Raw genomic sequence first — 24,106 nt, 5'->3', positions numbered from 1 at the left:
TATAAAAAATATGAACATTGTTTGAGAGGAGGTTTTACTTCCATGCAAGCAAAAGCACAAGCGAAATATATTCGTATTGCTCCTCGTAAAGTTAAGTTGGTAATTGACTTAATTCGTGGGAAGGAAGTTGGAGAAGCCATTTCTATCTTAAGACATACACCAAAAGCATCTTCACCGGTTATTGAAAAAGTCTTAAACTCAGCTATTGCAAATGCTGAGCATAATTATGAAATGGATCCAAATAGCTTGGTTGTTAGCGAAGCATATGTTAATGCAGGTCCAATCATGAAAAGATTCAGACCACGTGCAATGGGACGCGCGTCTCGTATAAATAAACGTACTAGCCACATCACATTAGTGGTTACTGAAAATAAATCATAAGGAGGGATGACTTGTGGGACAAAAGGTAAGCCCAATCGGCTTAAGAGTCGGAGTAATCAGAGACTGGGAATCTAAATGGTACGCTGATAAAGAGTATGGAGATTATCTAGTAGAAGACGTGAAAATTCGTGATTATTTAAAACAAAAATTACAAGATTCTGCGGTTTCTCATTTCGATATTGAACGTGCTGCAAATCGAGTAAATATTACAATTCACACTGCAAAACCTGGTATGGTTATTGGTAAAGGTGGATCTGAAGTAGAAAACCTTCGTAACCAAATTACAAAGTTAACGAATAAAAAAGTTCACATTAATATTACTGAAATCAAAAACCCGGATGTTGTAGCAACACTAGTTGCTGAAAACATTGCACAACAACTAGAACGTCGTGTTTCTTTCCGTCGTGCAATGAAACAAGCGATCCAAAGATCAATGCGTTCAGGCGCAAAAGGAATTAAAACAATGGTCAGCGGACGTCTTGGTGGTGCTGAAATCGCTAGAAGTGAAGGGTATAGTGAAGGAACTGTTCCTCTTCATACTCTACGTGCGGATATCGATTATGGTACTGCTGAAGCACATACAACATATGGTCGTCTTGGAGTAAAGGTTTGGATCTATCGTGGTGAAGTATTACCCGCTGCGAAGAAAAGAGCTTCTCAGGAAGGAGGCAACTAATCATGTTAATGCCTAAACGTACAAAACATCGTAAAGAGCATCGCGGTTCTCTAAAGGGTCGTGCAAAAGGTGGTACTGAAGTTGCTTTCGGTGAATACGGTATTCAAGCAACAACAGCTTGTTGGATTACAAACCGTCAAATTGAAGCAGCTCGTATTGCAATGACACGTTATATGAAACGTGGTGGTAAAGTATGGATCAAAATTTTCCCTGCTAAGCCGATTACTGCTAAACCTTTAGAAGTTCGTATGGGTAGCGGTAAAGGTAACGTTGAGAAATGGGTTGCAGTTGTTAAACCTGGTAAAGTATTATTTGAAATTGCGGGTGTTGAAGAGGAAGTTGCTCGCGAAGCTTTGAGACTTGCTTCTCACAAATTACCTTGTAAAACAACTTTTGTTAAACGTAAAGAAACGGGTGGTGAAGTAAATGAAAGCTAATGATTTTCGTAACTTAACCACTGCTGAGATAGAGCAAAAAATTACAGGTTTTAAAGAAGAGCTTTTTAACCTTCGTTTTCAAATGGCTACTGGCCAACTTGATAACCCTGGACAAATAAGAATCGTTCGCAAAGCAATTGCACGCGCTAAAACGGTTTTAAGAGAAAGAGAACTTGGGATTAATTAAACAGTGATAAACTGTATGATATATCCAGAGAGGAGGGCACTGAATGAGTGAACGTAATGAACGCAGAGTCCAAATTGGTAAAGTAGTCAGCGATAAAATGGACAAAACAGTTGTTGTTGCTGTGGAAACTTATAAAAAACACTCTCTTTATCATAAAAGAATAAAGTATACTAAAAAATTCAAAGCGCATGATGAGAACAATGAAGCAAAGATCGGTGATACGGTTAAAATCATGGAGACTCGTCCGCTTTCAAAAGATAAGCGTTGGAGATTAGTAGAGATTACTGAAAAAGCTGTAATTATATAAGCACGTATGATAGACGGAAGGAGGGACTAACATGATCCAAGCATTTACTCGCTTAAAAGGCGCTGATAACTCTGGTGCAAAGGAATTAATGTGTATTCGAGTGTTAGGTGGTACTGGACGTCGTACAGCTAACATCGGTGATATGATTGTTTGTTCAGTGAAACAAGCAACGCCAGGTGGAGTTGTCAAAAAAGGTGATGTCGTTAGAGCCGTTATAGTTCGTACTAAACGAGGATCTAGACGTAATGATGGTTCATATATTACTTTTGATGAAAATGCTGCAGTTATTATTAAAGATGATAAGAGTCCGAGAGGAACACGTATCTTTGGTCCTGTAGCACGTGAACTTCGTGATCGGAATTACATGAAGATTGTATCTCTAGCTCCAGAAGTAATTTAATGAAAATAGCTTTTAAAAGCCAGGAGGTGTAAAGAAGAGATGCCAAAGCCAAAAAAATTAGAAAGTCATAACAATAAATTGCATGTAAAAAAGGAAGACACAGTTATTGTTATCTCTGGTAAAGATAAAGGTAAAAAAGGTCGCATCATTCAAGCTTTACCTAGACAAAACAAAGTGCTTGTTGAAGGAGTAAACTTGATTAAAAAACATGCTAGACCAAGTCAAGATAATCCGCAAGGTGGAATTATCACACAAGAGGCTCCCATTCACGTTTCTAACGTAATGTTGGCAGATCCTAAGAGCGGAAAACCAACTCGTATTGGTTATAAAGTATTGGACAATGGGAAAAAGGTTCGTGTGGCAAAGAAATCAGGTCAAGTGATTGACTAATCGTTTGTAGGAAGGAGGTTAAAACAATCATGGCAGCTAGATTAAAGGATCGTTATTTAAATGAAATAACACCGTCTTTAATTCAAAAATTTAACTACACTACAGTGATGCAAGTTCCTAAAATCGAGAAGATTGTTGTGAATATGGGTGTCGGTGAAGCAATCTCAAATTCAAAGATTTTAGATTCTGCTGTTGAGGATTTGCAAACTATTACAGGTCAAAAGCCAGTAATCACTAAAGCAAAGAAATCAATTGCTGGATTCAAACTTCGTGAAGGAATGCCAATTGGAGTTAAAGTAACTCTACGCGGCGATCGCATGTATCACTTTTTAGATAAATTAGTAAATGTAACTTTACCTCGTGTACGTGACTTCCGTGGTGTATCCAAAAAGTCATTTGATGGTAGAGGGAACTATACTTTGGGACTAAAAGAGCAAATCATATTCCCAGAGATTGAATATGATCAAATTGATAAAGTACGCGGTATGGACATTGTAGTTGTAACTACAGCAAATACTGATGAAGAAGCAAGAGAATTATTAGCACAAGTAGGAATGCCTTTCGCAAAATAAGGCACCAGATTTAAAAATCGGATTGCTTAGAAGAATCCAATATCGGAGGTGTATACAAGTGGCCAAAACTTCGATGGTCGTTAAGCAAAAACGTAAACCAAAATATAAAGTACGTGCATATACACGTTGTGAGCGTTGCGGAAGACCGCATTCCGTTTTACGTAAATTCAAAATATGTAGAATTTGTTTTCGTGAGTTAGCATACAAAGGTCAAATCCCAGGTGTTAAAAAAGCAAGCTGGTAATAACCTATTTCGGGAAGGAGGTTACTTAATATGTCAATGTCAGATCCAATTGCTGATATGTTAACACGTATTCGTAACGCAAATACTGTTCGTCATGAAACGGTAGAAATTCCAGCGTCAAAAATTAAAAAGGATATTGCTGAAATTTTAAAAAGTGAAGGTTTTATCCGAGATGCTGAGTATATAGATGATAATAAACAAGGTTTAATCCGTATTTTCTTGAAATATGGAATGGACAACGAACGTGTTATTACTGGATTGAAAAGAATTAGTAAACCAGGTTTACGCGTTTATGCTAAAAATGAAGAATTACCACGTGTTCTTGGTGGTTTAGGGATTGCAATCATCTCTACTTCTAAAGGTTTAATGAGCGATAAAAGTGCTCGTCAAGCTAAATCAGGTGGAGAAGTATTATGTTACGTATGGTAAAAATGAATTCTTTTGTACGAACGGAGGTGTAAACAACATGTCTAGAATTGGAAACAAAGTAATTGAGATTCCTAATGGAGTTACAATTAATTTAGAAGATAAATCAATTCAAGTTAAGGGACCAAAAGGTGAGCTTTCAAGAGACTTTCATAAAGATATGAATGTTATCGTAGAGGAAAAGGAAGTTCGTGTTGAACGTCCTTCTGATAATAAATTGCATCGTTCTTTACATGGAACAACTCGTAGTGTCATTTCTAACATGGTGAGTGGAGTAACTGAAGGATTTACAAAATCTTTAGAGCTTGTAGGTGTTGGATACCGCGTAAACAAATCTGGGAAAAAGATTGTTCTTAACGTAGGTTATTCACATCCGGTTGAAATCGAGCCAGAAGAAGGTATCGAATTTGACGTTCCTTCAAATACGAAGATCATCGTAAAAGGAATTGACAAAGAACGTGTAGGTGCAGTGGCTGCAAATATTCGTTCTGTACGTGAGCCTGAACCTTATAAAGGAAAAGGGATTAAATACGAAAATGAGCGTATTCTTCGTAAAGAAGGTAAAACAGGTAAATAATAAAATCGCATAAAGTCTTTTGTTAACATTATTCAGAAGGGAGTGTTAACGGTATGATCACTAAACCTAATAAAAACAAAATGCGTTTGAAAAGACATCTTCGTGTACGGAAAAAGATAAACGGAACAACTCAAAAACCTCGCTTATGTGTTTTTCGTTCTTCAAAACATATTTATGCACAGGTTATTGATGACATCAATGGTGTCACTTTAGTTTCAGCTTCTACTTTAGATAAAAGCATTGAAATCTCAAATGGTGGAAATGTTGAGTCTGCAAAAATGGTAGGAGAACTAGTTGCGAAGAAAGCGAAAGAAAAAGGCATTGAAGAAGTTGTTTTTGACCGTGGTGGATATATTTATCATGGCAGAGTAAAGGCATTAGCAGATGCTGCTAGAGAAGCTGGGTTAGATTTTTAAAAAAATTCATTATAAGGAGGTTTATCCTTTGCGAGTAGATCCCAATGCTTTAGAATTAAACGAAAAAGTCGTTAATATAAATCGAGTTGCTAAAGTAGTTAAAGGTGGACGTCGTTTTAGCTTCAGTGCGTTAGTAGTTGTTGGCGACGGAAACGGCTGGGTAGGTGCAGGAATCGGTAAAGCTTCTGAAGTTCCAGATGCAATAAGAAAAGGAATTGACGATGCGAAGAAGAATTTAATTAGAGTACCGATTATTGATACTAGCATCCCACATTTAGTAACTGGTCGCTTTGGTGCAGGTAGAGTATTATTAAAACCAGCATCTAAAGGTACAGGTGTTATTGCAGGTGGTCCTGTTCGTGCGGTATTAGAACTTGCAGGTGTAGGAGATATCTTAACAAAATCTTTAGGTTCTTCTAATCCCATTAATATGGTGAATGCAACACTTGAAGGATTAGGACGTTTAAAAAGAGTAGAAGATGTTGCAAAATTACGTGGTAAAACTGTAGAAGAAATTTTAGGTTAGGAGGGGAACATTTTGGCGAATAAAATTGAAATTACCCTCAAACGCAGTTTGATTGGTCGTCCGGAGGATCAAAGAGTTACAGTTAAAACATTGGGTTTAGGAAAATTAAACTCATCTGTAGTTCAACCAGACAATCCGGCAATAAGAGGAATGGTTAAAAAAGTTGCTCATTTAATCGAAGTTAAAGAGGTATAAGCATCAACCTGAAATAACCATAAGAATCAATTAAGGAGGTGCGACAATGAAACTACACGAACTATCTCCAGCTCCAGGATCCCGTCATACTCGTAAGCGTGTAGGACGAGGTACTGGAAGTGGTAACGGAAAAACTGCAGGTCGTGGACATAAAGGACAAAATTCTCGTTCTGGTGGCGGAGTTCGCCCAGGATTTGAGGGAGGGCAAAACCCGATCTTTAATCGTTTACCTAAACGAGGATTCACTAATATTCACCGTAAAGAATATGCAGTAGTTAACGTGAATGATCTGAATAAGTTTGCTGCAGGTACCGAAATTACACCAGAAACATTAAAAGACTCCGGCCTTGTTAAAAATGCAAAAAGCGGAATCAAAATATTAGGAACTGGCGAGATTACTGTAAGTCTTTCAGTTAAAGCAAATAAGTTTTCTGAAACTGCCGTGGCTAAGATCGAAGCTGCTGGCGGCAAAACCGAGGTGATTTAATGTTTAGAACAATTTCGAATATCATGAAGGTTGAAGATTTACGTAAAAAAATCCTATTTACTTTATTAATATTAATTGTTTTTAGAATTGGTAACTTTATACCAGTACCGAACATTAATGTTGATGCATTAAAGAGCTTTGGTGAAGCTCAAGAAGGTATATTTGGTTTGATCAATACTTTTTCTGGTGGAGCATTGTTTAATTTCTCCATCTTTGCAATGGGAATCATGCCTTACATTACAGCATCCATTATCGTTCAATTGTTAACGATGGATGTGATTCCCAAATTTGTACAGTGGGCAAAAGAAGGCGAAGCTGGGAAAAGAAAATTGGCTCAGGTAACAAGATATGGAACGATCATATTAGGTTTAATTCAAGCATACGGTTTATCTATTGGATTCAATACACAGTATAGCATGGTTATTAATCCAAGTTTTATGATTTACACAATCATTGCAATTGTATTAACAGCAGGTACTGCATTTCTAATGTGGATCGGTGAACAAATCACTGAAAAAGGAATTGGTAATGGAATTTCCATAATAATCTTTGCTGGTATCGTTGCGGGTATCCCTGATATGTCAAAACAAATTTATACTTCTCTTTTTGTTGCAGAAGACGTTACTATGTTTTTAAGTGTATTAAAACTTGTTTTAATTCTAATTTCAGTTTTACTAATTGTAGTGGGCGTAATCTTTGTTCAACAAGGCGTTCGTAGAATCCCAGTTCAATATGCAAAACGAGTTGTTGGAAGAAAAATGTATGGTGGTCAATCCACTCATATTCCTTTAAAAGTTAATGCTGCAGGGGTAATTCCTGTAATTTTTGCATTATCACTTATTATCTTCCCTACTACGATTGCTAGCTTTTTTGCAGGCAATGGAGTAGCAGATTGGATATTAGCAAATTTATATTATGATCAGCCTCTTGGTATGTTTTTATATGTTGTACTGATTATAGGGTTTACTTACTTCTATACTTTTGTACAAATAAATCCAGTGCAAATGGCAGATCAAATGAAGAAAAACGGTGGTTATATTCCAGGTATCCGACCAGGGAAAACAACGGCCGCATATATTACGAAATTAATGACTAGAATTACATTATCAGGTGCTATTTTCTTAGCATTAATTTCTATTTTACCTGTGATTTTTATCAAAATAGCAGGTTTACCTGCATCCGTAACGATTGGTGGAACTTCATTGCTTATCGTAGTCGGTGTTGGTCTTGAAACAATGAAACAAGTAGAAAGTCAGTTAATTAAACGACACTACAAAGGTTTCATCAATAAGTAAGTGTCTGTGTGGTCAGCAAATAGGAGGTTATCGTAATTGAATATTATTTTCATGGGTCCTCCTGGTGCAGGTAAAGGGACTCAAGCCGAGAGGATTGTAAAAGAATTAAACATTCCTCATGTCTCTACTGGGGATGCCTTTCGCTTGGCTATGAGTCAAGGCACTTCACTAGGATTGAAAGCCAAAGAATATGTAGATCAAGGACTTTTAGTTCCTGATGAAATAACAATTGGAATTGTAACCGAGCGCTTATTGCAAGATGATTGCAACAATGGTTTCCTTTTGGATGGTTTTCCAAGAACAATTCCACAAGCAGAAGCTTTAGACTTATTTTTAAAAGAAAATGAAAAAACGATAAATCATGTGATTAATCTTTCTGTTAACCGCGAGTTTCTGTTAGCAAGGTTAACTGGGCGTAGAATTTGTAAAAATTGTGGTTCTACCTATCACGTAATGTTTAACCCTCCAAAACAAGAAAACGTGTGTGATAAATGTTCTGGTGAATTATATCAGCGTTCTGATGATACGGAGGAGAAGGTAGGGACACGCCTTGATGAATATATGAGTAAAACGGCTCCGTTGCTTGATTTTTATAATAATAAAGATTTATTGAGACAGGTAGATGGAGAACAATCCATTGATGAAGTTACTGGTGATATCATTTCTTTAATGAGAGGTCAAAATAAATGATCATTTGCAAATCTGAAGCAGAATTAAATTATATGCGTGAGGCAGGTCGTATCGTAGCAGAAACTCATCGTGAAATTGCGAAAGTGATTCAGCCGGGTATTACGACATTAGAGATTGACCGAATCGCTGAAAAATTTATTCGCAGTCAGAATGCATCGCCTTCCTTTAAAGGTTATAATGGCTTTCCTGCCAGTGTATGTGCTTCAGTAAATGAAGAATTGGTACATGGTTTTCCTAGTGAAAGAGTATTAAATGAAGGTGATATCATTAGCATTGATATTGGTGCTGAATACAATGGGTATCATGGTGATTCTGCTTGGACTTATCCTGTAGGCAACATATCAAATGAGACACAGAGACTGTTAGACGTCACTGAAAAATCATTATATGTTGGGTTAGAAGAAGCCAAACCAGATGTTCGTTTATATACGATCTCACATGCTATTCAAAAATGCATTGAAGATGAAGGTTTTTCTGTTGTTAGAGAATATGTCGGACATGGCATAGGAGCCAATCTGCATGAAGAACCACAGATCCCAAACTTTGGTATACCTAATAGAGGTCCTCGCTTGAAACCTGGAATGGTATTGGCAATTGAACCAATGGTTGTTGCAGGTGAACGATATGTCAAAACGTTAGATGACGATTGGACAGTTGTTAGTGAAGATGGAACATTATGTGCACACTTTGAGCATACAATTGCGATTACAACTGATGGTTATGAGATATTAACCAAGGTTGATATGTAGGTGATATTAAAGTGGATAAATCGAGTATACCGAGGCCGGGTCAAATAGTAAAAGTGATTCGAGGTAGAGACAGTGATAAATATGCTGTAGTTATCGATGTAGTGGATGAGCGATATGTGCTTATTGCTGATGGTGATAAACGCAAATTTGACAATCCGAAAAAGAAAAACATTCTTCATCTTGAATTGCAGGATGAAATTAGTAATGAAGTAGTTAACAGTTTGAATGAGACGAGTAGAGTTACGAATGGGAAATTACGATTTTCTATAAGTCGATATTTAGAAAACATTCAAACTGATGAAGACTTGAAAGGAGAATGATTGTGGCCAAGGAAGATGTAATTGAAGTAGAAGGAACAGTGATTGAACCTTTACCGAATGCGATGTTTAGAGTTGAACTCGAAAATGGACATGAAATACTTGCTCATATATCAGGCAAACTAAGAATGAATTTTATTCGTATTTTAACAGGAGACAAAGTGGTCATACAGCTTTCCCCGTATGATCTTTCAAGGGGACGTATCACTTATCGGAAATAATGAGGATTTTACGTTTGTAAATCTCTTAGGAGGGAATGAATATGAAGGTAAGACCATCGGTCAAGCCGATTTGTGAAAAATGTAAAGTCATTCGACGCAATGGAAATGTGATGGTAATCTGTCAGAATCCAAAACATAAACAAAAACAAGGATAATAGGAGGTGTTCGCTAAGTTATGGCTCGTATATCTGGTGTAGATTTACCTCGTGATAAACGAATTGTTATTGCGCTAACTTATATTTATGGTATCGGAACTACAACTGCGCAAAAAATTATTAATGAAACAGGCTTAAATGCTGATACTCGTGTTCGTGATCTTACGGAGGATGAAGTAAGTAAACTACGTGATGCTATTGATCAAATTAAGGTAGAAGGGGATCTTCGTAGAGAAGTTGCTCTAAATGTAAAACGCCTTATGGAAATCGGGTGTTACCGTGGAATTCGTCATCGTCGTGGTTTACCTGTTAGAGGTCAGAAAACAAAAACGAATGCACGTACACGTAAAGGTCCTCGTAGAACAGTAGCGAATAAGAAAAAATAATAAATAAAAAGGAGGGATAAAGATGGCAAAACCTAAAACTAAAGTGGCACGTACCAAACGCCGTGATCGTAAAAATATTGAAAATGGAGTTGCACATGTCCGTTCCACTTTTAATAATACAATTGTTACGATTACAGATCCGCATGGTAATGCAGTTTCTTGGGCAAGTGCAGGTAATTTAGGTTTTAAAGGTTCTAAAAAAAGCACTCCGTTTGCTGCGCAAATGGCTGCAGAAGCAGCTGCTAAGACAGCAATGGAGCATGGAATGAAACATGTTGAAGTCATGGTGAAAGGTCCAGGTGCAGGACGTGAAGCTGCGATTCGTTCTTTACAAGCTGCTGGATTAGAAGTAAGCATGATTAAAGATGTGACTCCAATTCCACATAACGGATGTCGTCCACCAAAACGTCGTCGTGTGTAAACATGGATGAATGAGTGGTATAATTATCCTATACGAGTGAATAATAATTGTAAAGGATTGGAATACTACAAAGTTTATGATTTATGGAGATCCATTTTTAACGACGTTTTGAAGGAGGGTTCATTTTTATGATAGAGATTGAAAAGCCAAAAATTGAAACGGTATCGGTAAGTGAAGACGGAACCTACGGTAAGTTTGTTGTAGAACCATTGGAGCGCGGGTATGGAACTACACTAGGGAATTCATTACGTCGAATTTTATTGTCCTCACTTCCAGGTGCTGCTGTATCATCAGTGCAAATAGATGGAGTTCTTCATGAGTTTTCAACGATCCCTGGCGTTATGGAAGATGTAACTGAAGTTATTCTTAATCTTAAGGGACTATCTTTGAAAATTCATTCTGATGAAGAAAAGGTTCTTGAAATTGATGCTGATGGTGAAGGTGAAGTATTAGCAGGAGATATTCGTGCAGATAGTGATGTTGAAATCTTAAATCCTGATCTACACATTGCTACTTTATCGTCAGATGCAAGATTGCACATGCGTATCTTTGCCAACAAAGGGCGTGGATATGTACCTGCAGATAATAACAAATCAGAAGGACAACCAATTGGAGTTATTCCAACGGATTCTATTTATACTCCGATTACTAGAGTAAACTATAAAGTTGAAAATACTCGTGTCGGTCAAGTCACAAACTATGATAAATTAACCCTCGAAGTTTGGACCGATGGCAGTATTCGTCCTGAGGAATCAGTGAGTTTAGGTGCCAAAATCATGAATGAACATTTAATGTTATTTGTGGGGCTTACTGATGAAGTAAAAGAAGTCGAAATTATGGTTGAAAAAGAAGAGGACAAGAAAGAAAAAGTTCTGGAGATGACCATTGAGGAACTAGATCTATCTGTTCGTTCATACAACTGTCTAAAACGTGCCGGAATAAATACAGTTCAAGAGTTAATTACAAAAACGGAAGAGGATATGATGAAAGTTAGAAACCTCGGACGTAAATCCTTGGAGGAAGTCCAAGAAAAATTAGCTGAACTGGCTTTAGGATTACGCACTGAAGAATAATACTAACACGATCAAACAACAAAAGGAGGGGAGAGAACATGGCATATCAAAAACTAGGACGAAATTCTAGTCAACGTAAAGCTTTATTTCGTGATTTAGTCACTGATCTTTTTATCAATGAACGCATTCAAACAACTGAAGCGAAAGCAAAGGAAGTTCGCTCAATTGCTGAAAAAATGATTACATTAGCTAAACGTGGAGACCTTCATGCTCGTCGTCAAGCTGCTGCGTTTGTTCGTAGAGAGCAAGCTGGCGATCAGGAAGTTCTAGAAAAGCTATTTTCTGAATTAGCCACTCGTTACTCTGAGCGCCCAGGTGGATACACTCGCATTTTAAAACTTGGACCTCGTAGAGGAGATGCTGCTCCTATGGTTTATTTAGAATTAGTGGATCAGGCGTAAAATAGCAGAAGTAAAAGGGTGGACAGAATTATATTCTGATGAAGCCCTTTTTTTCGTTATCAATTTTTAGTACCGCCTTATAGGTACTGTAACTGAGGTTTTTTAAACCTTGAATAGAAAGTAGGAAGTTTTAAAAGTATCACCGGAGGTATTATGCGGAACATTTGTATGATTGTAAGTTATGATGGAACATCTTATAGCGGGTTTCAAACACAAATTAAACAAAAAACAATCCAGGATGTCATTGAAGAAAAACTTCAAAAAATTACTGGGGAAGATATAAAAATTATTAGCTCTGGGCGTACCGATGCAGGTGTTCACGCAAGAGCTCAAGTTTTTAATTTTCATACAAATTCATCTATTCCATCAACACGATGGTGTTTGGCAATCAATGATTGGCTACCTCAGGATATTATAGTCCGTGCTGCATTTGATGTACCTCTTGACTTTCATGCAAGAAAATATGCAAAATCAAAAACGTACGTATACTCCATCAATAACCATCGCTATAAGGACGTTTTTAGACAAAAGTATCAATTGCATTACCCTAGACAACTTAATGTAGAAGAGATGAAAACAGCCTTGGAAGTGATTGTAGGTGAGCATGATTTTACATCATTTTGTTCTTTGAAATCAGATAAAACTTCTCATATAAGAACAATTCACCGAGCTACCTTAGAGGAGTACAAATACCTAGATTTAGAACATAGAATTGATATTACGATTTCCGGTAGTGGATTTTTACGCCAGATGGTTCGAATCATTGTGGGCACATTATTAGAAATTGGGGCTGGAAAAAAGAAAAGTGAAGACATGATTGCCATATTAAATGCTAAAGATCGTTTAAAGGCGGGTCCAACTGCCCTATCAAGCGGATTGACTTTATGGGAAGTTCAATATGATTACATTGATAAGAAAATGTTGTAAAAACTATTTTTTTTCTTGATTCCGTACTTATAATATAGTATAGTAATTAATGGTGTTCTTTAGCTGGCATCCCACGCCCCGAGTTAAAGAGCGAACCTCAATTATAAAAATTCAAATGAAATATAAAAGAATAGATTTTATTGTTCTAATAGTGATTTTAATCATTGTTGTAACAGTTAAAAGGAGGATATATAGTGCGTACTACTTATATGGCGAAGCCAAACGAAATTGAACGCAAATGGTTCATCATTGATGCGACTGGTAAAACATTAGGTCGTTTAGCGAGCGAAGCAGCAACTCTTATTCGCGGTAAACATAAACCTCAATTTACACCGCATGTAGATACAGGTGATTTTGTTATTGTCATCAATGCTGACAAGATTGTATTAACAGGGAAAAAATTAACGGACAAGAAATATTACCGTCATTCCATGCATCCAGGTGGTTTGAAAGTCACTACAGCTGGTGAAATGTTGGATAAGAAACCTGAAAAAATGATGGAATTAGCGGTTCATGGTATGTTACCTAAAACTCGTTTAGGTGAAAAAATGAAATTGAGACTTAAAGCTTATGCTGGAAGCGAGCATCCGCATGAAGCACAACAACCTGAAGTTTACGAACTAAAAGGATAATATAAAGGGAGGTTAGATTCGTGGCACAAGTACAATACTACGGAACAGGTCGACGTAAACATTCTGTTGCACGTGTTCGTTTAGTTCCAGGTGAGGGACGTATAATCATTAATAATGAAGATATTAATCAATACTTTGGTTTAGAAACTTTAAAGCTTATCGTAAAACAACCATTAAATTTAACTGACACACTTGGTAGCTATGATGTTTTAGTTAATACTCATGGTGGAGGTTATTCTGGTCAAGCAGGTGCAATTCGTCATGGGATTTCTCGTGCATTATTAAAAGTAGATCCAGAATATCGTTCAGAGCTTAAAAAAGCTGGATTCTTAACTCGTGATCCTCGTATGAAGGAACGTAAGAAGTATGGATTAAAAGCAGCACGTCGTGCTCCACAATTCTCAAAACGTTAATATTGTTTTATATAAAAACCAGTGTTGTTTTACAACACTGGTTTTTTGCTTTCTGCTAATGAAGTATTCGACTACATCTTCGAAAGACTCCGATAGAAGTTTTTGTTTCACTTTAAGAATTTAAAAGCCTGATAAGAGTGTTTTTTTCTATTAATGATGATTTTAGTTTTAAGAGCCATTAATCAATGTAGATGCATAGTATAATTTCATATATGATTTTAGGCGTCTGCATCAAATAAAAAAATTTAGTTAATTTAGTTCATTTATTTATAAAAAAAATATTGACATTCTATATAAAATTTTTATAATTAAAGAATAAGTTAATAATTCATATAGATTTACTCGGAATTAAAAATGGAGGTTTCAATTTAATGAATTTACTGGAGAAGGAATCATTAATAGAAAAAGCAAGTATAGAATTTGAAGATAAAACACCGCAGGAGTTATTAAAATACGCAGTCGAAAAATTTCCAAGCATCACTTTAGCGAGTAGCTTTGGTGCTGAAGATGTTGTATTGGTTGATATGTTGTACAAAATAAACTCTGATGTAGATATTTTTTATTTAGATACAGATTTTCATTTCAAAGAAACATACGAGACAATTGAGAAAATAAAACAGCGTTATGAGGGGATTAAACTAATTCGAGTTAAACCAGAAATTACACCTGAAGAGCAATCTCAACAATATGGTGAAAGACTTTGGGAAACAAGTCCTGATAAATGCTGTGACATTAGAAAAGTTCAGCCGTTAACGAATAATTTAGGAAAATATGATGCATGGATTACAGGAATTAGAAGAGATCAGGCACCAACAAGAGCAAATGCAAAAAAAGTAGAATATGATAACAAATTTGGATTAGTTAAGTTTAATCCAATAGCAAGCTGGACATCTGAAGATGTTTGGAATTATATTCGTGAAAATGCTGTGATTTATAACCCTTTACATGACCAAAACTATCCGAGCATCGGGTGTTTATATTGTACTCGTCAGGTTCAACCCGGAGAAGATCCAAGAGCAGGGCGTTGGTCAGATACAAGTAAAACGGAATGTGGTTTACACAAATAATTGAATCCAGAAAAATTCAGGGTACAACCACTTATTTAACGGATGCATGAATATATAAATATATCTTAAGGGGAGTTGTAAAATGACAATTAATGCTCATGGAGGCGAATTAATCAATCGCTTGGTTACTGGGCAAGAGAGAGAAGATTTATTAAACCGTGTTCCTTTTTTACCACAAGTTAAAGTAAATACTTGGGCCATATCTGATATTGACCTAATAGGTGTAGGGGCATTCTCTCCTTTAACTGGATTTCTTAACGAAGACGATTACAAATCTGTCGTTGAGAATATGCGTTTATCTGATGGGGTAGTATGGAGTATACCTATCACATTAGGTGTTGAAAAAGAAATTGCAGGGCAATTAGAAATTGGAAAACAAGCTGCTTTGATAGGAGAGCAAGATGGTATCCCCTATGCCATTATTCAAGTAGAAAGTATTTATGATGTAGATCAATCTTTAGAAGCAGAAAAAGTGTTTAAAACAAGTGAGGATAAACATCCGGGTGTGCAAAAATTGTATACTAAACCGTCTACATATGTAGGGGGGGCAATACAGGTATTAAATAGACCACAGCCAAAAAAATTTAATGAATTTTATTTTGATCCTGTTCAAACCAGAGCTCTTTTCGAAAAAAAAGGTTGGAAAACAGTATGTGGATTTCAAACAAGAAATCCTGTGCACCGTGCACATGAATATATTCAAAAAAGTGCAATGGAAATTGTAGACGGCTTGTTTTTGAATCCATTAGTTGGAGAAACAAAATCAGATGATATTTCTGCAGATGTACGTATGAAAAGTTATCTCGTATTACTGGAAAACTATTATCCACAAGATCGTGTCCATCTAGGTGTCTTCCCTGCTGCTATGAGATATGCAGGACCTAGAGAGGCGATTTTCCATGCACTTGTTCGTAAAAATTATGGTTGTACACATTTTATTGTGGGTAGAGATCATGCAGGTGTTGGTGATTATTATGGCACTTATGAAGCGCAGGAGATATTTAGTCAGTTTACTAGTGAAGAGATAGGGATAACCCCACTCTTTTTTGAACATAGTTTTTATTGTAAAAAATGTGGCAATATGGCTTCTAGTAAAACTTGTCCACATGACAAATTAGAACATCTTCATTTATCAGGTACAAAGGTAAGAGAGATGTTAAGAGAAGGAAATTGTCCTCCTCCAGAGTTCTCTCGACCTGAGGTTGCAAAGGTATTAATTGAGGGTATGTCAGAGAATTTAGTTTCGTCTAATTAATACAGCTCTTCTTATAAAATAAAAACAAAAACATGTTTACTTCATGTAATATTTGTCCACCCTACTCCATATAGATATATAAGTCTTATGGAGCGGGGTGTTTCTATGTTTAAAACTATAATAAGAGAAGCGATAAAGAATTATGGTAAAGGTAAATTGAAGTTGTTTTTTATGTTGTTTCTATTAGTATTAACAATTTCAATTTTATACATAAGTTATCCAGCAGTTCTAACTTGGACTGGAGGTTCATCTTCTTTATCAGGTCAGACTATAGCAATTGACCCAGGTCATGGGGGGTTTGATGGAGGAGCAGTTAGTAAAGACGGATCATTGCTTGAAAAGACGGTTAACTTAAATATTTCATTGTATTTAAGGGACTACTTACAAGAAGCAGGTGCATTTGTGATCATGACAAGAGAAGCAGATGTAGACTTAACGGAAAATGCAGCAAATAACAAAAAAAGAATAGATTTTAATAACAGATTAAAATTAATTAACGAAAGTGATGCGAACTTATTAGTTAGCATTCATTTAAATAGCATTCCATCGAGTCGATGGTATGGAGCTCAAACATTCTATCATTCAAAATCAGAAGAAAGTGAAAGACTGGCTAAATTGATTCAAGATGAGTTTAAAAATAATTTAAATACCAAACGGGAAGCATTAACAGAAGATGTTTTAATCATGTTAAAAAATACGAACACTACATCTGCATTGGTGGAAGCAGGTTTTTTATCAAATCCAGAAGAATTGGAGCTTCTAAAGAGCAAAGAATACCAGCTTAAAGTTGCGGAGTCCATATATCATGCTCTTCTTCGTTATTTTGACGGGGATCAGGTATAGCGATAAAATAATGAATTCATGTATTATGTTATAATAAAAAACATAATACATATTACATATGAGAGAGTAGGGGCGTGTAGAGATGATTACAAGAGAACGTGTTTTCGAATTGTTAAAGAAAGTAAAAGAACCTGAATTAAATCAAAGTTTAGTCAGCCTAAATTTGGTTCGAGATCTTATGATAAAAGAACAATCCATCAATCTTACTGTGGCACTTTCAAAAAAGGAAGATGAAACAGTACAGAAAATAGAAAAAGAAATAAAAGAGCTTTTAAGTGTCTTAACAGAAGGACAAGTACATATACGTTTTAGAGAAATGACAGATTTTGAAAGGAAAGAAGTTCAAGGTAAGTTGTCTGGCAAATCAAATGAAACATCAAAACAACCACCTAAACCACATACTCAACCAATCTCGGCTGCTGTATTAAGTGAGGATGCAGGTGTAGAATTCATTGCCATTGCAAGTGGTAAGGGTGGGGTAGGTAAATCAACCGTTACTGTAAATTTAGCTGTAGCACTTGCCAGAAAAGGTAAAAAAGTAGGTATTATTGATGCGGATATATATGGTTTCAGTATTCCTGACATGATGGGAATTGAGAAACGACCAGAAGTACAGGGAAATACTGTCATTCCTGTAGAACGTCATGGAGTAAAGGTCATTTCCATGGGCTTTTTTGTAGAAGACAATGCACCTGTAATTTGGAGAGGTCCAATGTTAGGAAAAATGTTAAAGAATTTTTTCTCAGAGGTGCAGTGGGGAGACCTAGACTATATGTTGTTAGACCTTCCTCCTGGTACAGGTGATGTAGCTTTAGATGTACATCAAATGATACCGCAAAGTAAAGAAGTTATCGTAACTACACCACATGCAACGGCTTCTTTTGTTGCCGCAAGAGCTGGTTCTATGGCTATAAATACAAATCATGAGATTTTAGGCGTAGTTGAAAACATGTCTTATTATCAATGTGGAAAATGCGGGGAAAAGGATTATGTGTATGGAAAGGGTGGCGGTGCTAAATTAGCTGAGGAATTACGTACTGATTTATTAGCCCAAATTCCTTTAGGAGCACCTGATAATCACCCGCAGGAGCCAGAATTTTCTCCATCTGTTTATAAAGAAGAGACTGATATAGGTAGAACATATCTAGAAGTAGCTGATAGTATAATAAACCGTACAGCAAAAAGTTAATTTAGCTTAAATGAAAGAGAAGAGGGGGTTATTCCTCTTCTTTTTTCTTTTCTTCTTTTGGTTTACTTTCTTCCTCCATTGCTTTTTTTAACAAATCCAATAATTCTACCCTAAACAATGGACTATTTAATGCATCTTGCATGATCGCCATGGTTTGTTTCCTATATTCTTTGCTTTTCATGATTTCAAATATCATATCTTTATATTCAGGGTCTTTCATGACTTCAAGTAGTTGAGTCTGATATTCAGGATCTTTTAAAAGTTCCTTATGAATATCTTTGTTTTGTTTTTGGATGGTTTTGGCAAACTCTCCTGCAAACTTTGGATCTTTTTTCATCATGTCTTCAAAGTACTTAGGGAAATTGGGGTCTGTAAATAATAGCTTTACTGCGCCTTTTATCTCTTCACTTTGTTGTTTTGGTAAGTTTTGTAACATCTTTGGACCATTTTTATTATCATCTTTTTCTAAAGCTTCTGTTATTATTTTCTTGCCATCTTCAGATTGAAGGATATCCAAGACCATAGATTTTGTATCTTTATAAGCCTGTGTTCCTCCAGAAGATCCATCAGAACCACAACTAGTTGCAAGGCATATAAGAAGGATGAAAAGTAAAATTTTAATAAGTTTCATCATTTTGTTTGTTATTCCTCCTTCATCTTTATAATAAAGATAAGAGTTATCATGTTTATATTGTGGTTTATATTATGTGAATTTCTACGCAACTTTATGATTTTTTGTTGGCATTTTTGGATTTTGGTTGGTACAATAGCAAGGATAAGATTGAAATCTTTGCAATTTATACATTTGAGGTGAAATGATTGAACATAAGGAACTATACATATTTATTTTTTACTACTTTATTTATTGGGGCTGTCACTGCAATATTAACTCAATTGGTATTGCAACCTACTCTAGATATAAAAGTGATTTCCCTTTACCTTTTGATTGGATTGATGTTTAGTGTATTAAGCCAAATGGGTTTTTTTGCATATATGATGTTAAATTATATTGCTAAAGGGATGATTTCTAAAAGAGGAATGTGGGAGATCATTCAGTGGATATTGATTGTCGTTACATTTTTAGATGTAATTATTTTGAGGTACATTTTCTTTGAGGAGAATAATGCAGGAATATTGGCGTATTCTATATTGCCTATATTAATGTTGATCGCTGCTTTATTTATTGCGTGGCTAAAAAGTAAAGCAACTAATTTCCATGCCTTTACACCCACTGTTTTTTTTATTTTTGTTGTGACACTTATTGAGGCGGTTCCTTCACTTAGAGAAAATAATGAATACTCAACAATTGTTATGGTAGTGCCTCTCTTGTGTTGTAACATTTGGCAAATTATGAAACTACATAAGTTAGTTGGTAAGAAGCAAAATAATACACAACAGTGACGAATCCTTCATTAGTGGTAGCTTTTGTTGAAACTTAGAATTTGAAAAACTTATAAATTCTAAAGTAAAAAAAATAATGAGCCTTTAAAGGCTCATTATTTATATAAATAAATTTTATATGAATTGATTATGACTACTGATCCTTAACTTCTTTTTTATCCACAGAGGTTTGATTTATTAATTCTGATACGGTTACAAATTTATATCCATCTTCTCTTAATTGATCAATAATTGATGGAAGAGCAAGGTGGGTCTGTTTGCATGAATCACTAGCATGGAGTAATACGATGTCTCCAGGGTGTGCATTGGAAACAACTCGATTAATAATATGATCTACTCCAGGATTCATCCAGTCTCTTGAATCTGTATCCCATTGGATTACTTTATAATTTAAATCGTTGGCAATGTTTAATACTCTTTTATCAAAGTCTCCATTTGGCATACGAATTAGATTTGGAACAGTACCAGTATCCTCTGTAAGGATTCGATGGGCTGTCTGTATTTGTTTCCGAATTTCTTCGTCACTAAAAGTGCTATAATTTTTATGTTTATGTCCGTGGCTTCCGATTTCAAACCCTGAATCTACAATGTCTTTTACAATTTCAGGGTTGTCTCTAGTCCATGGTGAAGAGAGAAAAAAAGTCGCTTTTACATCCTTTTCTTTTAGAATATCTATGATTGGATCAGGTCTATTCTCTCCCCAGCTGATATCGAATGTGAGAGCGATCACTTTATTTTCTGTGTCTACGCTGTAGATGGCTGCTGGTTCATCATTTGAAACATTAGAAAAAACAGCTATATTTTCACTTTCAGAATAAATAATACCAGCAGCAAAAATTGCAGCAATAAGAATAATGAAGTACTGTTTTAACTTTTTACCATTCAATACTAAAAAGAAGTTCATTGAATTACCCCCTAGTCAATTAACAAACGTTCAAACTACTTGTTAGTAGAATGTATGCTAGTACAACAAACTTATGCACTCTTTGTACAAAAAGTTAAACAACCTATAGGAGGAAGTATGAAATGAATGATGAAAACTATAAAATTCATAAAGAAGAGAAATTGAATAATGTGACAACATCTAAAAATGAATTTAAATCTAATAGTGATAAAATATCTCTTTTCTTAAAAGAAGTGCTTAATTTTAAAAACTTGTTTGTAAACTTTAAAGAGATGAAGGTATACTTCTATATTTCTACACTTTTATTTGTAGTTGGGATTATCACTGGGTTTAATTCGGAAACTGTGGAACAATTTATTCAGCAATCTATACAAGGATTAGAGGAAAAGGCTCGAGACATACAAGCTAGTGATAATCCTCATGTAACAGCTTTCATTATAATTTTTACTAATAATGTGAAAGTTTCTTTAATTGCTATATATAGTGGTTTTTTCTTTTCATTGTTTCCTGTCTTTTTATTGCTTACTAATGGAATGGCAATAGGGTATTTATTTAAGCTAATTCCACAGTCTGGATCAGAATTTGGCATGTTTGAGCTTTTTTTAAGAGGGATTTTACCTCATGGTATATTTGAAATTCCTGCCATATTGATTGCATCTGCATATGGTATAAAATTTGGAGTTTTGATTATGAAATGGCTTATTCAGAGTGGAAATAATGATTTACGAGCTAAAAATAAAATTGAGTTTATAGCATTTATGAAGCTTTTAGTTACTTTGGTCATATTTACTGTTGCAACCCTAATGTTGGCAGCTATTATTGAATCGACGATTACCCCAATCCTATTAAGTTAGTTTATTTTTATAAGAAAATATTCAAAAAACCATTCATAAAATTAGTAAAAATTGAGCATAACATTATAACAATAGTTAACCTAAATCTTCTTATAAAGGAAATTGGAGGTAGTTTTGGATTGTTAGGAATATTGTTAAATGACAGAGAAACTCAGGAAATTGATTATCTTCTTCGTAAAGAATTAGACGAAATGTTAATGGACTTAAAAGATATGAAATTGGACAAGCAGATGAAAACTGCTATTGAAGCTAGATATAAAGTCATTTTTCGCATGTATGCAAGACTTGCATCACCAAAGCAGCTTTCAAAATATGCGCTAAATAGAAAATACACAAAATAATACTTTCAGAATCATGAACTATTTTATCTGTTTTTATATGAGTAAGATTAATGCGGTAGAATAATTAAAAAAAATGTTGACATGTTTTTTATTCTGTGATAAATTTATTTTCGCCGCCAAAACATGGCTGGCAAAAGATAAAAGCACAAAGCAAAATAAAATCAAAATAGTGCTTGACAATAATCAGTGATATATTATATGATTATTGAGTCGCCATAAAACAAATAGCGACAAAAAAACAATAACTTGCACCTTGAAAACTGAATAACGAGTGAACTTACGGAGACTTGAAATTTTTCAGGAATCCAAACAAATAGCTCAAAAGTTTTAAACTTTTGGGAACCCGGATATATTCCAAATGTAATTTGGAAGCACAGAAAGAATGAGCCAAGCGCTCTAAAATAGTTGTGATCGAGAGATTGCAACCTTTAATGGAGAGTTTGATCCTGGCTCAGGACGAACGCTGGCGGCGTGCCTAATACATGCAAGTCGAACGAAGAGATTAAAAAGCTTGCTTTTTAATGTTCTTAGTGGCGGACGGGTGAGTAACACGTAGGTAACCTGCCTATAAGCCTGGGATAACTAGTGGAAACATTAGCTAATACCGGATAAGGTCGTTTCATCGCATGATGAGATGAAGAAAGAGGGTGTAAGCTCTCGCTTAGAGATGGACCTGCGGCGCATTAGCTAGTTGGTGAGGTAAGGGCTCACCAAGGCGACGATGCGTAGCCGACCTGAGAGGGTGATCGGCCACACTGGGACTGAGACACGGCCCAGACTCCTACGGGAGGCAGCAGTAGGGAATCTTCCGCAATGGACGAAAGTCTGACGGAGCAACGCCGCGTGAGTGAAGAAGGTTTTCGGATCGTAAAGCTCTGTTGCCAGGGAAGAGAAGGCAGATGTTAACTGCATTTGCTTAGACGGTACCTGAGAAGAAAGCCCCGGCTAACTACGTGCCAGCAGCCGCGGTAATACGTAGGGGGCAAGCGTTGTCCGGAATTATTGGGCGTAAAGGGCGCGCAGGCGGCCCATTAAGTCTGGTGTTTAAACTCGGAGCTCAACTCCGAGTCGCACTGGAAACTGGTGAGCTTGAGTGCAGAAGAGGAGAGTGGAATTCCACGTGTAGCGGTGAAATGCGTAGAGATGTGGAGGAACACCAGTGGCGAAGGCGACTCTCTGGTCTGTAACTGACGCTGAGGCGCGAAAGCGTGGGGAGCGAACAGGATTAGATACCCTGGTAGTCCACGCCGTAAACGATGAATGCTAGGTGTTAGGGGTTTCGATACCCTTGGTGCCGAAGTTAACACATTAAGCATTCCGCCTGGGGAGTACGGTCGCAAGACTGAAACTCAAAGGAATTGACGGGGACCCGCACAAGCAGTGGAGTATGTGGTTTAATTCGAAGCAACGCGAAGAACCTTACCAGGTCTTGACATCCCTTTGAACGCTGTAGAGATATGGCTTTCCTTCGGGACAAAGGAGACAGGTGGTGCATGGTTGTCGTCAGCTCGTGTCGTGAGATGTTGGGTTAAGTCCCGCAACGAGCGCAACCCTTAATCTTAGTTGCCAGCAAGTGAAGTTGGGCACTCTAAGGTGACTGCCGGTGACAAACCGGAGGAAGGTGGGGATGACGTCAAATCATCATGCCCCTTATGACCTGGGCTACACACGTACTACAATGGTCGGTACAAAGGGCAGCGAAGCCGCGAGGTGGAGCCAATCCCAACAAAGCCGATCTCAGTTCGGATTGCAGGCTGCAACTCGCCTGCATGAAGTCGGAATTGCTAGTAATCGCGGATCAGCATGCCGCGGTGAATACGTTCCCGGGTCTTGTACACACCGCCCGTCACACCACGAGAGTTTACAACACCCGAAGTCGGTGAGGTAACCCCTTGGGGAGCCAGCCGCCGAAGGTGGGGTAGATGATTGGGGTGAAGTCGTAACAAGGTAGCCGTATCGGAAGGTGCGGCTGGATCACCTCCTTTCTATGGAGAATACAGTTCACTCGTTTTCAGTTTTGAGAGTGCAAGGCACTCTATACATTCGTTTGGTGATGATGGCGGAGGGGTACCACGCGTTCCCATACCGAACACGACCGTTAAGCCCTCCAGCGCCGATGGTACTTGGACCGCAAGGTCCTGGGAGAGTAGGACGTTGCCAAGCGGTACGGGCCCTTAGCTCAGCTGGTTAGAGCGCACCCCTGATAAGGGTGAGGTCGGTGGTTCGAGTCCACTAGGGCCCACCACAAACGTACCGAATAAATAAAACGAATAAAATACCACATCATACTATCCCTTAAACATATGGGACGTGCTCCTCGCAGCACACCATTACCTTTTTGGGTTTAAATT

At 36.7% G+C, this 24,106-nt stretch carries 37 protein-coding genes, 1 tRNA gene and 2 rRNA genes; 38 read left to right on the top strand and 2 right to left on the bottom strand.

Annotation, left to right across the window (positions count from 1 at the left end; genetic code table 11):
• The first annotated feature begins 42 nt into the window (after positions 1-42).
• The 32 genes from rplV (at position 43) to VQL36_RS19765 (ending at position 18,255) form a co-directional block, all read left to right on the top strand.
• Positions 43-381, top strand: coding sequence for a 50S ribosomal protein L22 (gene rplV, locus VQL36_RS19920; RefSeq protein ID WP_160647166.1), 339 nt, complete (start codon positions 43-45; stop codon positions 379-381).
• A 13-nt stretch (positions 382-394) separates the two neighbouring features.
• Complete coding sequence (gene rpsC / locus VQL36_RS19915) at positions 395-1,057, top strand: 30S ribosomal protein S3 (protein ID WP_160647167.1); 663 nt, start codon at positions 395-397, stop codon at positions 1,055-1,057.
• A 2-nt stretch (positions 1,058-1,059) separates the two neighbouring features.
• Positions 1,060-1,494 (top strand): 50S ribosomal protein L16, encoded by a 435-nt coding sequence (gene rplP, locus VQL36_RS19910; protein ID WP_160647168.1) that lies wholly within the window; start codon positions 1,060-1,062, stop codon positions 1,492-1,494.
• The gene (gene rpmC, locus VQL36_RS19905; protein ID WP_160647169.1) at positions 1,484-1,681 is read left to right on the top strand and encodes a 50S ribosomal protein L29; all 198 of its coding nucleotides are present in this window, start codon (positions 1,484-1,486) and stop codon (positions 1,679-1,681) included. Before rplP ends, rpmC begins: the two co-directional genes overlap by 11 nt.
• 43 nt (positions 1,682-1,724) lie before the next feature.
• Positions 1,725-1,988: a 30S ribosomal protein S17 gene (gene rpsQ, locus VQL36_RS19900; RefSeq protein ID WP_349250957.1), complete on the top strand. Its 264-nt coding sequence runs from the start codon at positions 1,725-1,727 to the stop codon at positions 1,986-1,988.
• Positions 1,989-2,019: 31 nt separating this feature from the next.
• Positions 2,020-2,388 (top strand): 50S ribosomal protein L14, encoded by a 369-nt coding sequence (rplN, locus tag VQL36_RS19895; RefSeq protein WP_305994193.1) that lies wholly within the window; start codon positions 2,020-2,022, stop codon positions 2,386-2,388.
• 39 nt (positions 2,389-2,427) lie between these two features.
• Positions 2,428-2,778 carry a 50S ribosomal protein L24 gene (gene rplX / locus VQL36_RS19890; protein WP_349250956.1) on the top strand — a complete coding sequence of 117 codons (351 nt, stop codon included), beginning with the start codon at positions 2,428-2,430 and terminating at the stop codon, positions 2,776-2,778.
• 29 nt (positions 2,779-2,807) lie between these two features.
• On the top strand, positions 2,808-3,350 hold the full coding sequence (rplE, locus tag VQL36_RS19885; RefSeq protein WP_349250955.1) for a 50S ribosomal protein L5: 543 nt from the start codon (positions 2,808-2,810) through the stop codon (positions 3,348-3,350).
• A gap of 58 nt (positions 3,351-3,408) precedes the next feature.
• Entirely contained in the window at positions 3,409-3,594 is a 186-nt protein-coding gene (locus VQL36_RS19880; RefSeq protein ID WP_349250954.1) for a type Z 30S ribosomal protein S14, read from the top strand.
• A gap of 30 nt (positions 3,595-3,624) precedes the next feature.
• Positions 3,625-4,023, top strand: a complete 399-nt coding sequence (rpsH, locus tag VQL36_RS19875) for a 30S ribosomal protein S8 (protein WP_349250953.1) — start codon at positions 3,625-3,627, stop codon at positions 4,021-4,023.
• A 37-nt stretch (positions 4,024-4,060) separates the two neighbouring features.
• Positions 4,061-4,597, top strand: coding sequence for a 50S ribosomal protein L6 (gene rplF, locus VQL36_RS19870; protein ID WP_349250952.1), 537 nt, complete (start codon positions 4,061-4,063; stop codon positions 4,595-4,597).
• A 53-nt stretch (positions 4,598-4,650) separates the two neighbouring features.
• Positions 4,651-5,013 (top strand): 50S ribosomal protein L18, encoded by a 363-nt coding sequence (gene rplR / locus VQL36_RS19865; RefSeq protein WP_349250951.1) that lies wholly within the window; start codon positions 4,651-4,653, stop codon positions 5,011-5,013.
• A 28-nt stretch (positions 5,014-5,041) separates the two neighbouring features.
• Positions 5,042-5,539, top strand: a complete 498-nt coding sequence (gene rpsE / locus VQL36_RS19860) for a 30S ribosomal protein S5 (RefSeq protein ID WP_349250950.1) — start codon at positions 5,042-5,044, stop codon at positions 5,537-5,539.
• Positions 5,540-5,551: 12 nt separating this feature from the next.
• On the top strand, positions 5,552-5,734 hold the full coding sequence (gene rpmD / locus VQL36_RS19855; protein ID WP_160647179.1) for a 50S ribosomal protein L30: 183 nt from the start codon (positions 5,552-5,554) through the stop codon (positions 5,732-5,734).
• A gap of 46 nt (positions 5,735-5,780) precedes the next feature.
• Entirely contained in the window at positions 5,781-6,221 is a 441-nt protein-coding gene (gene rplO / locus VQL36_RS19850; RefSeq protein ID WP_349250949.1) for a 50S ribosomal protein L15, read from the top strand.
• The gene (secY, locus tag VQL36_RS19845) at positions 6,221-7,516 is read left to right on the top strand and encodes a preprotein translocase subunit SecY (protein ID WP_349250948.1); all 1,296 of its coding nucleotides are present in this window, start codon (positions 6,221-6,223) and stop codon (positions 7,514-7,516) included. The genes rplO and secY overlap by 1 nt, the downstream gene beginning before the upstream one ends.
• A gap of 36 nt (positions 7,517-7,552) precedes the next feature.
• Positions 7,553-8,206, top strand: a complete 654-nt coding sequence (locus VQL36_RS19840) for an adenylate kinase (protein WP_349250947.1) — start codon at positions 7,553-7,555, stop codon at positions 8,204-8,206.
• Positions 8,203-8,955, top strand: coding sequence for a type I methionyl aminopeptidase (gene map / locus VQL36_RS19835; protein WP_349250946.1), 753 nt, complete (start codon positions 8,203-8,205; stop codon positions 8,953-8,955). Before VQL36_RS19840 ends, map begins: the two co-directional genes overlap by 4 nt.
• An 11-nt stretch (positions 8,956-8,966) precedes the next feature.
• Positions 8,967-9,275 carry a KOW domain-containing RNA-binding protein gene (locus VQL36_RS19830; protein WP_349250945.1) on the top strand — a complete coding sequence of 103 codons (309 nt, stop codon included), beginning with the start codon at positions 8,967-8,969 and terminating at the stop codon, positions 9,273-9,275.
• A gap of 2 nt (positions 9,276-9,277) precedes the next feature.
• Entirely contained in the window at positions 9,278-9,493 is a 216-nt protein-coding gene (gene infA, locus VQL36_RS19825) for a translation initiation factor IF-1 (protein WP_349250944.1), read from the top strand.
• A gap of 41 nt (positions 9,494-9,534) precedes the next feature.
• Positions 9,535-9,648, top strand: coding sequence for a 50S ribosomal protein L36 (gene rpmJ, locus VQL36_RS19820; RefSeq protein ID WP_160647186.1), 114 nt, complete (start codon positions 9,535-9,537; stop codon positions 9,646-9,648).
• A gap of 20 nt (positions 9,649-9,668) precedes the next feature.
• Complete coding sequence (gene rpsM, locus VQL36_RS19815) at positions 9,669-10,034, top strand: 30S ribosomal protein S13 (protein ID WP_349250943.1); 366 nt, start codon at positions 9,669-9,671, stop codon at positions 10,032-10,034.
• A gap of 22 nt (positions 10,035-10,056) precedes the next feature.
• Positions 10,057-10,455 carry a 30S ribosomal protein S11 gene (gene rpsK / locus VQL36_RS19810; protein WP_160647188.1) on the top strand — a complete coding sequence of 133 codons (399 nt, stop codon included), beginning with the start codon at positions 10,057-10,059 and terminating at the stop codon, positions 10,453-10,455.
• A 128-nt stretch (positions 10,456-10,583) separates the two neighbouring features.
• Entirely contained in the window at positions 10,584-11,528 is a 945-nt protein-coding gene (locus tag VQL36_RS19805; protein WP_349250942.1) for a DNA-directed RNA polymerase subunit alpha, read from the top strand.
• A 38-nt stretch (positions 11,529-11,566) separates the two neighbouring features.
• Positions 11,567-11,929 (top strand): 50S ribosomal protein L17, encoded by a 363-nt coding sequence (gene rplQ / locus VQL36_RS19800; RefSeq protein WP_349250941.1) that lies wholly within the window; start codon positions 11,567-11,569, stop codon positions 11,927-11,929.
• A gap of 153 nt (positions 11,930-12,082) precedes the next feature.
• On the top strand, positions 12,083-12,856 hold the full coding sequence (gene truA, locus VQL36_RS19795; protein ID WP_349250940.1) for a tRNA pseudouridine(38-40) synthase TruA: 774 nt from the start codon (positions 12,083-12,085) through the stop codon (positions 12,854-12,856).
• Between the two features lie 194 nt (positions 12,857-13,050).
• Positions 13,051-13,488 (top strand): 50S ribosomal protein L13, encoded by a 438-nt coding sequence (gene rplM, locus VQL36_RS19790; RefSeq protein WP_349250939.1) that lies wholly within the window; start codon positions 13,051-13,053, stop codon positions 13,486-13,488.
• A gap of 20 nt (positions 13,489-13,508) precedes the next feature.
• Positions 13,509-13,901, top strand: coding sequence for a 30S ribosomal protein S9 (gene rpsI / locus VQL36_RS19785; protein ID WP_349250938.1), 393 nt, complete (start codon positions 13,509-13,511; stop codon positions 13,899-13,901).
• Positions 13,902-14,272: 371 nt separating this feature from the next.
• On the top strand, positions 14,273-14,968 hold the full coding sequence (locus tag VQL36_RS19780; protein ID WP_349250937.1) for a phosphoadenylyl-sulfate reductase: 696 nt from the start codon (positions 14,273-14,275) through the stop codon (positions 14,966-14,968).
• 82 nt (positions 14,969-15,050) lie between these two features.
• Positions 15,051-16,223, top strand: a complete 1,173-nt coding sequence (sat, locus tag VQL36_RS19775) for a sulfate adenylyltransferase (RefSeq protein WP_349250936.1) — start codon at positions 15,051-15,053, stop codon at positions 16,221-16,223.
• A 105-nt stretch (positions 16,224-16,328) separates the two neighbouring features.
• On the top strand, positions 16,329-17,066 hold the full coding sequence (gene cwlD / locus VQL36_RS19770) for an N-acetylmuramoyl-L-alanine amidase CwlD (RefSeq protein WP_349250935.1): 738 nt from the start codon (positions 16,329-16,331) through the stop codon (positions 17,064-17,066).
• An 82-nt stretch (positions 17,067-17,148) separates the two neighbouring features.
• The gene (locus tag VQL36_RS19765) at positions 17,149-18,255 is read left to right on the top strand and encodes a P-loop NTPase (protein WP_349250934.1); all 1,107 of its coding nucleotides are present in this window, start codon (positions 17,149-17,151) and stop codon (positions 18,253-18,255) included.
• Between the two features lie 28 nt (positions 18,256-18,283).
• Here VQL36_RS19765 and gerD read toward each other — a convergent pair whose 3' ends face one another.
• Entirely contained in the window at positions 18,284-18,889 is a 606-nt protein-coding gene (gene gerD, locus VQL36_RS19760) for a spore germination lipoprotein GerD (RefSeq protein ID WP_349250933.1), read from the bottom strand.
• Between the two features lie 185 nt (positions 18,890-19,074).
• Between gerD and VQL36_RS19755 the strand changes: the two genes are divergently transcribed.
• Positions 19,075-19,656 carry a KinB-signaling pathway activation protein gene (locus VQL36_RS19755; RefSeq protein ID WP_349250932.1) on the top strand — a complete coding sequence of 194 codons (582 nt, stop codon included), beginning with the start codon at positions 19,075-19,077 and terminating at the stop codon, positions 19,654-19,656.
• A gap of 133 nt (positions 19,657-19,789) precedes the next feature.
• Here the strand turns inward: VQL36_RS19755 and pdaB are convergent, their stop codons facing one another.
• Positions 19,790-20,560 carry a polysaccharide deacetylase family sporulation protein PdaB gene (pdaB, locus tag VQL36_RS19750; RefSeq protein WP_349250931.1) on the bottom strand — a complete coding sequence of 257 codons (771 nt, stop codon included), beginning with the start codon at positions 20,558-20,560 and terminating at the stop codon, positions 19,790-19,792.
• A gap of 122 nt (positions 20,561-20,682) precedes the next feature.
• On the opposite strand from pdaB, the gene VQL36_RS19745 reads away from it, so the two are divergent.
• The 5 genes from VQL36_RS19745 to VQL36_RS19725 all read left to right on the top strand — a co-directional run bounded on the left by VQL36_RS19745 (position 20,683) and on the right by VQL36_RS19725 (position 24,000).
• Positions 20,683-21,414, top strand: a complete 732-nt coding sequence (locus tag VQL36_RS19745; RefSeq protein ID WP_349250930.1) for a stage II sporulation protein M — start codon at positions 20,683-20,685, stop codon at positions 21,412-21,414.
• Between the two features lie 119 nt (positions 21,415-21,533).
• Positions 21,534-21,755: a hypothetical protein gene (locus VQL36_RS19740; protein ID WP_349250929.1), complete on the top strand. Its 222-nt coding sequence runs from the start codon at positions 21,534-21,536 to the stop codon at positions 21,753-21,755.
• A gap of 428 nt (positions 21,756-22,183) precedes the next feature.
• Positions 22,184-23,740, top strand: a 16S ribosomal RNA gene (locus VQL36_RS19735).
• A gap of 61 nt (positions 23,741-23,801) precedes the next feature.
• Positions 23,802-23,918, top strand: a 5S ribosomal RNA gene (rrf, locus tag VQL36_RS19730).
• Between the two features lie 5 nt (positions 23,919-23,923).
• Positions 23,924-24,000: transfer RNA gene (locus tag VQL36_RS19725), tRNA-Ile, on the top strand.
• Positions 24,001-24,106: the final 106 nt, after the last annotated feature.

This window comes from Chengkuizengella sp. SCS-71B, from assembly GCF_040100845.1.
GTDB lineage: Bacteria > Bacillota > Bacilli > Paenibacillales > KCTC-33759 > Chengkuizengella.
Note: the sequence above shows the minus strand (reverse complement) of the source record. Positions and strands in the feature narration are given on the sequence as shown.